The following is an 8,484-nucleotide window of genomic DNA, read 5'->3' as shown; positions in this document are numbered from 1 at the left end:
GTCGCGCTGGGCTTCAAGGTGGCGACCGACGGTGATTTCGGCCGGATGACGCGCAACGCGGTGGAAGCGTTCCAGGCGGCGCGCGGGCTGGTCGCCGACGGCGTGGTCGGGCCGGTGACGGCCAACGCGATGGGGTTCTGATCGCCGAGCTTGGTGCGAATCGGAGGGAAGACAAATTTCGGGCGAAATTCTACGCGCCACCTCTTGCGCATAAGGGGTAGCGTCACCACCTCGTTGCGACTTGCCCAAAAAAGAAGGCCGGGAAAACCCGGCCAATTTGGGTGGTCCGCGCTAACCTGAGAACCGTCGGCGGACCCAATCTCGATGTGCACGCGTCATATATGGCGCTTTCGGGATGCAGTCAAGGCGGTTCTCCACACAGATGGAGCTACACCGTTATGCCTACGCCTACCGAAAATCTTCCCAGCCTGCGCTTCGGGAAGGAACTGATCCGCCGGGATGAAAACGGCTTCTGGAACCTGACCGACATGTGGCGTGCGGCAGGGGCCAATCGACATCAGAAGCCCTATGAATGGCAGCGCCAACCCGATGTTCAGCGTTTTGTGAAGGCCGTAGAAGGTCAATACCACGCTGAAATCACTGCAAAAAAGAGTGCGGAAGAAAAGGCGGGTAACGCCCGTCTTTTCCCGGATGCGGTTCGCCAAACCCTTGGCCGCACGGGAGCTACCTGGGCTCACTGGCAGGTGGCGCTAGCCTATGCTCGGTATTTGTCGCCCCAGTTCCATATGTGGGCGAACGATACTGTCCGTCGCGTCTTGGACGCCGATCCGGCGCTGGTCGAAGAGATGTTCGACCGGATGTCGGCCCAGCAACAGAAGCACACGGCCGAACGGATGGAAGGAAAGGTCGCGCGGCGGAAGTTCACGGACACCCTCCAAGCCCACGGCGTTTCGCCGAAGGGCTACGCGCTCTGCACCGAAGCCATCCAGGCACCAATCCTGGGAATGTCCACCCGCGAAGCCAAAGCGGTTCGGGGTGTCAAGCGGGGAAGCATCCGTGATGCAATGTCCACGCCGGAATTGGTCATGACCCGAATGACTGAGGTTGCGACGTCCGATCGCATTGAGGTGCGCGACATTCACGGCGACGGGCCTTGCGCTCGTGAAGCGGGGCGGTCCGCGCGCATGGTCAAGGCTGTCTACGATCAGATCGTTCACGGCGACTGATTTCGAGTTGACGCCTGAGGCAAGGGGCGCCCTTTCGCTAGGGCGACCCTTGCGGTCGATCTCCCTACCACGCCAAAGCGTCGCCCCTGTCGCGACGAATGCCGAGGTCAAAATGGCAAAAACGATAGCAATACAGAGTGGAAAAATTTTCACCACTCTTGGATCTGCGAAAAAGTATTTCAGCGATATCCGAGAAGCCAGCCCCCTTGGCGCACTTCTTTCAGAGCCAGCGCGATCCGATGTGCTGGACGTGTATAGACGTTACTGCGAAGCGACGGATTACCAAGCTGTAGATGCTGTTGATGTAACAACCGAATTGGATACAAGGAGGCGCTCTAGCGGAACTTATCCGACCAAGGCGTTCGCGGTGGTCCCCGCCTCAGGCCCAACAGCAATTTTCAGTATGGACAAGGCTCTGGCAGCAATCGCGGTGTAATGCTAGCTGAACGCTTCAATTAGCCAGCAGCACCGCCCTCGCGTCCCGCCCGTCCTGGCTGAGCTTCCAGGCGTCCGGGCAGTGACCCACCGTGATCAGCCCCATGTCCTCCATCTCGCTGAGCAGCCAGCTCGGCACTCCGGCCGGGTCTGGCCCGTAGAGGTCGCCCTCGGCGTCTGCCGTCAGCAGGCACAGGATCTGATCCTGCGACAGGGTCGCCTGTACATGGACGCGGGCGCTGTACTGCGGCTTGGGCATGCTGGCCTCCATGGTCGATCCCATGGGCGACCAGCATGCGCCGGCCTCTACGCCCTGACAATAAACTCAGGAAAGCGCGGCCAGAGATTGCGCCTTTCCTGAGCGTCCGTCAGAACGGCAACCCGCCGTTGACCGGGATCGAGTACTCGGAAGCGGTGGTGCCGCCCGCTCCCGTGGTCTGCCGGACGCCATGGGCCACGAGCGCCACCGGATCGTCCTCGCCGGCCCGGTTGGTCCAGTCGATCACACCGAAGCCGTAGTTGGACGGAAGCCCGGTGATGGTGAAGGCCGCGGAACGTTTTCCCGCCAGTTCACCGCTGGCCGGCAGATCGTAGGTGGTGACGCCGGTGGTCAGCAGCGTTCCCGACTTGTCGTAGAACTTTACGGCCACGGCCACCGGCCGGTCCGTGACGTTGGCGATGGTGACCTGGGTGTAGATCGTGCCCGACGCCACGCCCAGATACGGCAGATAGGCCCGCCCGCTTCCGGCATGAGCAGCCAGCGGGGAAAGGGTGACCAGAGCCAGAGAAAGCGCGGATGCCAAAATCTTTCCGTTCATAGGTTCTCCACATGGTTCGCGGCAAATGGCGCCGCGGAGTGCACGCCCCCTTCATGCGCTGATGATCGGGAGCGAATGGCCGGAGGATATAGTTCGCGAAATGTTCTGCGTGACCTGATTGAAAATCAACCTGCTAAGCTGATGGTTTTCTTAAAGAAACACCCCCGTCACCGTTCCGCCCGCGCCATCCCGGTCGCGGGCTTTTTTGTGCCCGAGGAGGGGCAACCATCATGGCTTTCCGAATGGCTTCTCTCATCCCCGCCCGCAAGGTCTGGGCCGGTGGCCTCTCCGGCGTCGCCGTCGCGTTGCTCGGCGTGGCGCTGCGCCAGGGTCTCGGCTGGGACATCCCAGACGACGCGCTGTCGATCATCGTCTCGCTGGTCACGCCGTCCGTCGCCTACCTCGTGCCGCCGGCCGCGCGGGACCTCATCGTGAGGGCTGACGCGGTGGCGCGGGAGATCGGGGAAGGCGGCTGATTTCTGAGTAGGGCCACCTGGAGCAGAGGCGGCCCCACCCTTTTACTATTTAGCTGGATCGGCCTCGATCATCGAACCAGCCAACGGTACGAATGTCGAAATCGCTGTTACCGGAGCGATCCGCAATCACCGCCACCTGACGGGCGCTGTTGGTGCGGACCAGAAGCTCTGCACTTGCGTCATAAACTGACGGCTTTGACGACAGGCTATGACCGCTGCCGGAAACAAAGGTGGTGTTCTGGGACGAATTTTCATACGGGGAACGAATGACGCATTGGGCTGTAGCCTGTGAATTATAATAATACGCCCTCAATCGGGCCAGCACAGAAACATCAGGGGGCACGGAAAGCGCGTACAGTACGCTCGTCGTGCTGACATTCGTAACCGATATCGCATCAGGAGCCGCATTCGACCAGATGAACTCATCCCCAATTTGGCTGAAGCCCAGGATGTTGGCGGAAGCATCCGTCCTTACGGAGCCGATGCGGCGACGGGCGGTGTAGCCAGAGGGCATCGTGGGAGAGGCGAAACTGGTGGAGAAGAGAATATCGCCTGCGCCATCGGAGTCGGCGCGAATGAGGAAGACGTGATACCATGTGTTACTGGCCCGTGATCCAGTATCGAGACCGTTGCCGCCGTTACCAGCCGACCATGCCCCGCTCGGTTGAATGGTCTTGGAAGTCACCGTGGGGATTTGGATCAGGAAGGCGTTGGCGCCATCCGATGCAACGCCGGCCGAGACATCGATCACCGTGTTCGGCGAGGCAGCGTTGTTGGCGAGTGTCAGCCCGTAGAGATAACCGGGAAGCGGAAGCTGCGGATTGATGAGCACTTTTCTCTCCACAATAGCGTTTGGGCTAAAAAGCCCATAAATAGGATTTTGGGCGCAAATCTGACTTTGCAGGGAGTTATCTAAAAAAGTCCTATGTAAATATTTGATGGAACTATGTTTTTTGGTTTATCTAAATGATCGGTATGTTGACGTTTCAGTGTGCCGCCGTCGCCCAGACCGCTGGTCAGCGCTCCTAGCATCAAGCTGACGGTGGTCTCCTATTGGGTGGGATCGAGCGCGGGGAGCGTCGCCAAGGATAAGCTGCTGCGGGGCGGTGATCTGGTGGATGTGCCCCCGGTCGTCAGGCGGCGCCTTCTTCAGCCGGTTGATGGCGCTGCCTCTCCAACTCCCGGATTTCGTCGAGCAGCGAGGCTGGAGGAGGCCGGCATCCGCAAGCCTTAGAATGTTCCGCGTGCCACTCGATCCGCTGCTCTCGTGTAGCCCTCGGCGGCATGGGATGGGCCTCGTGCCAGATCCTATTCATCGGGCGCCCCCGCGAGAACCAACTGGCGATTCCGACCGTACCATGTCCTCGGCCGTTCCCCACGGTCCGGCCACACCATCCACGCGATCCACCCATTGCTGCGCAGCCCTGTGGTCCAAGTAGTGGATGCCGTCGATTTTGTGGCCGACCATCACCCGGCGGCCATCGTCGTGCTCGACGTAGGTGGCCCTCCCGTCTCCGTGCTTGGTTCGGAATTGGCGATAGAGCGGCGCAGGCATGATGGATCCCGTTTTGGGCTGGGGGAGATGGAGCTTACCAGATCAGGCAGGGGATGGCGTGATCACAACGGCAGCGCCTACCAGTCCCGAATCCAGGCCGGCGAGCTGGAGCACAAGCTGACCAGCATCGAGCGGTCGGACGGCACGACCTTCCACCATGGAGACGGTGCTGGTCACGCCGGCCGGAAGGGTGAAGCTGGCACGGCTGTTGGCGGAGGCCGATGAGGGCTGAGGCGGGGAGGAGTTCCGATGAGCCGGCCTCACACTACGAGGCAAGAAGGGTGAAGTGGAAGCCGGAGATGGCGAGGAAGAGGCCGAACGCCTTAAATATTCTATCACTTTTCTTATTGCTTAATAATGCGCGAAGTAAAAATGTAGGTCCATATAATATGAAAAATAAAATAATAATAGAGGTAAAATACAATAAAGCAGCAATAGATGGAAATATTAAAAGTAATGATACACTATACACAAAATCAGACAACCAATCAGTTTTAATTAATGAACTAATTATATTGTTTACTAACAGTAATGCAGCACCAACAATTGGTGCCAATGCAAATCCTTTAATTATCTCTCTATCTTTCTTTCTATCTTCATATGTATATGGATTTGGATTTTTGTAATGGAATTTTGGTGTGAATTTATTGAGTGATTCCACGAAATTATTTATATTTTCTTTGCCTATTATTTCGATAATAACAATTAATGCCGCCAGAAACTGAAATATCTGCCCAATCCTATTCCACCAAACAATCGTATGGCCCCAAAGCGGATGAGTGTCTGGAAGCTTTGTTCCGCTTAACCAAAGCCCCCAGGCGGCCAACCACTCATCCATGAAGTGTCTCCCTGCGCGAATAAACTAGCGCAATGTTGCCTCTCGCGTGTGTCCGTGTCGATGGGGCGCTGCGCCTCAGGCTACCCCCCTCCTCTCGCCGCTCCCTGCGGCGAACTTCCCGCTTCCGCGCGACGTGACGAACTATTGGGCGGGATTGTGCTCCATGTGTCGCAGTGCGCCGGACGGGGAAGTGCGCCCGCTGGTAAGGGCTGGTCGCCCAAGTAAGGCCCCTTCCAGCCGGAGGGGCCTTTTCATTTCACCTCTTGGAGATTTTCATGATCGACCAGATCGTTCTGGCCGACGCCTTTGGCGTGGTCGGATTCATCATTGTGGCGCTATGGCCGCTTGCCCGGACCCGCAGGGCGTTGCTGTTCGGGCAGGGCGTGAGTGCCGCTGCCTTCACGGTGCATTACCTGTTGATCGGGGCCGCCACCGGCGCGGTAGTAACATCCCTGTCGCTCGTTCAGGTCGCGACGGCTTGGCCGGCAGGCGCCCGCCCCTGGTGGTGCCACGCATTGTACGCCTCCACCTCGCCCATGTTGGTCGCCCTGACATGGGCAACGTGGGTCGGCTGGCCATCTTTACTTGCTGGGCTTGGCTTGGGGCTGGCGACGGCCGCTCGATGGCAGAGGCGGGGTGCTTCAATGCGCATCCTTCTCCTCCTCGCGGCCGGCGCGTGGTTGGCTCACGACACCCTCATCGCGAGCGCGCCCGGTGTGCTGGCCGATCTGCTGTGCGCCGGAACCCTTCTCTACGGCTGGCTGCGCGATGCGCCCCGGCCCACCGCGTCGGAGTGCCTGTGATGAATCGTCGTCTGATCGAAACCCTTCCGCTCGTCTCTGGCACGCACGCTGCAACTCTTCGCGCTGCCCGTGATCGGCTTTGCGCCGAGGGCCTTGACAAGGGGGTCACCCTGATTGTGTCCGACGATTGGACGGCACTGGCTGCCCTCAATGCCCAGTATCAGGACGGTTGGTTCCCGATGCTGCCCAGGCCGGCCTCCACTCCGGCCTTCTGGATCGGTGCTGTTGACTCGGAAGGCGACATCGTTGCGACGCATGGCGTGGTGCTGATCGATTGCGTTGGCACCAGCTTCGGCGCGCGGGTGGCAGACCTGACGGCGTTTCACGATCCAGGCGCCGCACCGTGTGGCGAGTGGGCATTCTGCGCCAGCGAAGCAGCCCTCGGCACCTCCGGCACAGTCGCTTGGATCGTAGCCGGCTGGAACCGTCCGGATTGGCGTGGACGGGGGCTGTTCCATCTGTTGGGAGCTGTCGCTCGACTCGTGGCGATGGAGCGCTGGTCCCCTCGGTGGGTGGTCGGGCTGGTCGATCCCGAAACGGTGCCGGTATGGTCCGCTCGCTGCGCCGGCCGGGCACTGTTGGAGCCCCGGCCCGCCATCCTCTACAATCAAGATGGCATCGGCCGGTTGCCCCTTCATTTCATGCGCTGGTCGAAGGAGGCGGTTATCCTTGACCTGAAGGACGCCGCCCCGGCAAAGGCCGCAGCGTGACCGATCAGTGCAGAGTTTGGACGTCGACCGCCGACAGGACAGCGCGCCGCCCACGATCCTCCCATCCGTAGAGGGCGTGCGTATAGACGAAGGGCTTGCCGACGCCCGACACCGTCACCCGGTTGAAGACCGCCTCCCCGGAGCCGATGCTCTCCGCGTACTGCGCCCCGACGCTGTGGGCGAATTCCACATGCGGGTCCATCTCGTCGGGCTGATTGAGGACGGTTCGCCCCCATGCCCGCCCGAGAACCGACAGAGTCGGCACGCCGAGGTGACGGAAGCACAGCGGTTCGCCCGGCCCGATGCTGGACAGGAAAGTACAGCGATCAATCAGCCCAGCGCGCTTCAGGAAGGCCGGCAAGGAAGGCGTCAGAACCCGTTGACGGCGACATTCGGCCATGATGGTCCGCTGCCAGTCCGTCGCCTCGGCCAGCGTCAGGCGCAGGATCGTCGTCACCGGCTCGGCGGTGGGGCGGTCGGAATTCCGGCCGACCTCGGGGAAGGACAGGACGCTCATGCCACGCGCTCCAGCTTGAGGGCGTCCATGGCGGCGGCATAGGCGGCCTGGAACTGTTCGGGGGTGATGCCGGCGGCGGTGGCCCCGGCCTCGATCATGCGGCCGGTGGGCTCCAGCGGGAGGGCCAGCGTGACAGGGGCTTCGGCCTCGAATGCCGCCACCGAGTCGGCAAAGGCGTCCACCTTGGTCTGATGATCGTTCGCCGCCGTTGCAAGGGGAACGGGCTGGATCATGTTCCAGAGCATCCGCTCCCGGCAGTCCAGCGACAGCGTATGAAGCAGTGCGGCGGACGCGGGTTTGCCGTAGATCGCCGCATCGATGGCGTCTTGCGACTCCATCAGTGCAGCGAACAGGTAGCGGAGCTTGAGCAGGACACCTTCCAGCGTGGTCGCCGGTATCCCCTCCATCCGATCACGGCAGGCGTCGAGCTCGCAGGCCAGCGGCTCTGCCTCCTCGTCGCTTATCGTCAGCGGCAGGGCGTCGAAAGCCGTCGAGACCCGCACGTATTCGCTCCAAGCCGCCAGGACCAAGGCGTCGGGATGGGGCGTCGCCCCCAGCACATCCAGGTCGTCGGCGTCCTTGCGAAACTCCGTGGCGAGACGCCCGGCGATCCACGGACGCCCATCAGCCGCTTTCCTGGCATGGCCCACTGCTTCCTGAAGGGCAAGTTGTGCTTGGTTCAAGTGCAGAAGCGCCTGCTTTCCGTCCGAGGGAAGCCCCTGGAATGCGGTGAGGAGTTCCTTCTCTTCTTCATCAAAGCCAGCGGGACTATCCGTCTCCGGAGTTGCCGGGGCCTTCTCTTTCTCCGAGTCCTTCTCGTTCTCAGGTTCGGAAGTCGGGATGGAGCGCGCCGTCGCATCGAACATGGTGATCAGGCGCCAGATCATCGCACCGCCCATGCCGGCGTGCTCATCATCGGGCATCGGCTTTCCGTTGAACACAGCGTCGTCGGCCGTAATCGACTGGGTCACGTCCAGGAATGCCAGCTTGAGGAACGCTGCCAGTCCCGCCGGGGTTTGCGGCGCCGCCGCGCTGATGATGTCTTCCGCCGCTGTGCATCGGCTTGCAACACTGGGCCAGTTTCAGGGGTGATCGGCGTCCAATAACCAGCCACCTCTGATCTGGCAGACTACCACCCTGGGTTT

Annotated in this window: 11 protein-coding genes; 5 read left to right on the top strand and 6 right to left on the bottom strand. The window is 60.9% G+C overall.

Annotation, left to right across the window (positions count from 1 at the left end; genetic code table 11):
* The first annotated feature begins 6 nt into the window (after positions 1 to 6).
* A complete protein-coding gene (locus J2847_RS33470) occupies positions 7 to 141 on the top strand; it encodes a peptidoglycan-binding domain-containing protein (protein WP_209783047.1) in 135 nt (44 codons plus the stop codon).
* 257 nt (positions 142 to 398) lie between these two features.
* Complete coding sequence (locus J2847_RS33465) at positions 399 to 1,187, top strand: KilA-N domain-containing protein (protein WP_209783046.1); 789 nt, start codon at positions 399 to 401, stop codon at positions 1,185 to 1,187.
* Between the two features lie 451 nt (positions 1,188 to 1,638).
* On the opposite strand, the gene J2847_RS33460 is transcribed toward J2847_RS33465, so the two are convergent.
* Positions 1,639 to 1,881 (bottom strand): hypothetical protein, encoded by a 243-nt coding sequence (locus J2847_RS33460; protein ID WP_209783045.1) that lies wholly within the window; start codon positions 1,879 to 1,881, stop codon positions 1,639 to 1,641.
* Between the two features lie 109 nt (positions 1,882 to 1,990).
* Positions 1,991 to 2,440, bottom strand: a complete 450-nt coding sequence (locus tag J2847_RS33455; RefSeq protein ID WP_209783044.1) for a hypothetical protein — start codon at positions 2,438 to 2,440, stop codon at positions 1,991 to 1,993.
* A 242-nt stretch (positions 2,441 to 2,682) separates the two neighbouring features.
* Here J2847_RS33455 and J2847_RS33450 point away from each other — a divergent pair, with 242 nt between their 5' ends.
* A complete protein-coding gene (locus J2847_RS33450) occupies positions 2,683 to 2,916 on the top strand; it encodes a hypothetical protein (RefSeq protein WP_233474969.1) in 234 nt (77 codons plus the stop codon).
* Between the two features lie 49 nt (positions 2,917 to 2,965).
* On the opposite strand, the gene J2847_RS33445 is transcribed toward J2847_RS33450, so the two are convergent.
* Positions 2,966 to 3,748 (bottom strand): hypothetical protein, encoded by a 783-nt coding sequence (locus tag J2847_RS33445; protein ID WP_209783042.1) that lies wholly within the window; start codon positions 3,746 to 3,748, stop codon positions 2,966 to 2,968.
* A gap of 988 nt (positions 3,749 to 4,736) precedes the next feature.
* Complete coding sequence (locus J2847_RS33440) at positions 4,737 to 5,309, bottom strand: hypothetical protein (RefSeq protein WP_209783041.1); 573 nt, start codon at positions 5,307 to 5,309, stop codon at positions 4,737 to 4,739.
* A 275-nt stretch (positions 5,310 to 5,584) separates the two neighbouring features.
* Between J2847_RS33440 and J2847_RS33435 the strand changes: the two genes are divergently transcribed.
* Positions 5,585 to 6,112 carry a YgjV family protein gene (locus J2847_RS33435; protein ID WP_209783040.1) on the top strand — a complete coding sequence of 176 codons (528 nt, stop codon included), beginning with the start codon at positions 5,585 to 5,587 and terminating at the stop codon, positions 6,110 to 6,112.
* Positions 6,112 to 6,822, top strand: a complete 711-nt coding sequence (locus J2847_RS33430) for a hypothetical protein (RefSeq protein ID WP_209783039.1) — start codon at positions 6,112 to 6,114, stop codon at positions 6,820 to 6,822. The genes J2847_RS33435 and J2847_RS33430 overlap by 1 nt, the downstream gene beginning before the upstream one ends.
* A 4-nt stretch (positions 6,823 to 6,826) precedes the next feature.
* Here the strand turns inward: J2847_RS33430 and J2847_RS33425 are convergent, their stop codons facing one another.
* Together J2847_RS33425 and J2847_RS33420 are read right to left on the bottom strand one after the other, a co-directional pair.
* Complete coding sequence (locus tag J2847_RS33425) at positions 6,827 to 7,339, bottom strand: hypothetical protein (protein ID WP_209783038.1); 513 nt, start codon at positions 7,337 to 7,339, stop codon at positions 6,827 to 6,829.
* Positions 7,336 to 8,310, bottom strand: a complete 975-nt coding sequence (locus J2847_RS33420; protein WP_209783037.1) for a hypothetical protein — start codon at positions 8,308 to 8,310, stop codon at positions 7,336 to 7,338. Before J2847_RS33420 ends, J2847_RS33425 begins: the two co-directional genes overlap by 4 nt.
* Positions 8,311 to 8,484 lie beyond the last annotated feature (174 nt).

Origin of the sequence: Azospirillum agricola, assembly GCF_017876095.1 — a bacterium.
Lineage (GTDB): Bacteria > Pseudomonadota > Alphaproteobacteria > Azospirillales > Azospirillaceae > Azospirillum > Azospirillum agricola.
This window is presented reverse-complemented; position numbering and strand designations above follow the sequence as displayed.

Excerpts from the sequence above, each read along its gene's own strand:
- J2847_RS33465 (WP_209783046.1), top strand. The coding sequence starts at position 399 with ATGCCTACGCCTACCGAAAATCTTCCCAGCCTGCGCTTCGGGAAGGAA.
- J2847_RS33460 (WP_209783045.1), bottom strand. The coding sequence starts at position 1,881 with ATGCCCAAGCCGCAGTACAGCGCCCGCGTCCATGTACAGGCGACCCTG.
- J2847_RS33455 (WP_209783044.1), bottom strand. The coding sequence starts at position 2,440 with ATGAACGGAAAGATTTTGGCATCCGCGCTTTCTCTGGCTCTGGTCACC.
- J2847_RS33450 (WP_233474969.1), top strand. The coding sequence starts at position 2,683 with ATGGCTTCTCTCATCCCCGCCCGCAAGGTCTGGGCCGGTGGCCTCTCC.
- J2847_RS33440 (WP_209783041.1), bottom strand. The coding sequence starts at position 5,309 with ATGGATGAGTGGTTGGCCGCCTGGGGGCTTTGGTTAAGCGGAACAAAG.
- J2847_RS33435 (WP_209783040.1), top strand. The coding sequence starts at position 5,585 with ATGATCGACCAGATCGTTCTGGCCGACGCCTTTGGCGTGGTCGGATTC.
- J2847_RS33430 (WP_209783039.1), top strand. The coding sequence starts at position 6,112 with ATGAATCGTCGTCTGATCGAAACCCTTCCGCTCGTCTCTGGCACGCAC.
- J2847_RS33425 (WP_209783038.1), bottom strand. The coding sequence starts at position 7,339 with ATGAGCGTCCTGTCCTTCCCCGAGGTCGGCCGGAATTCCGACCGCCCC.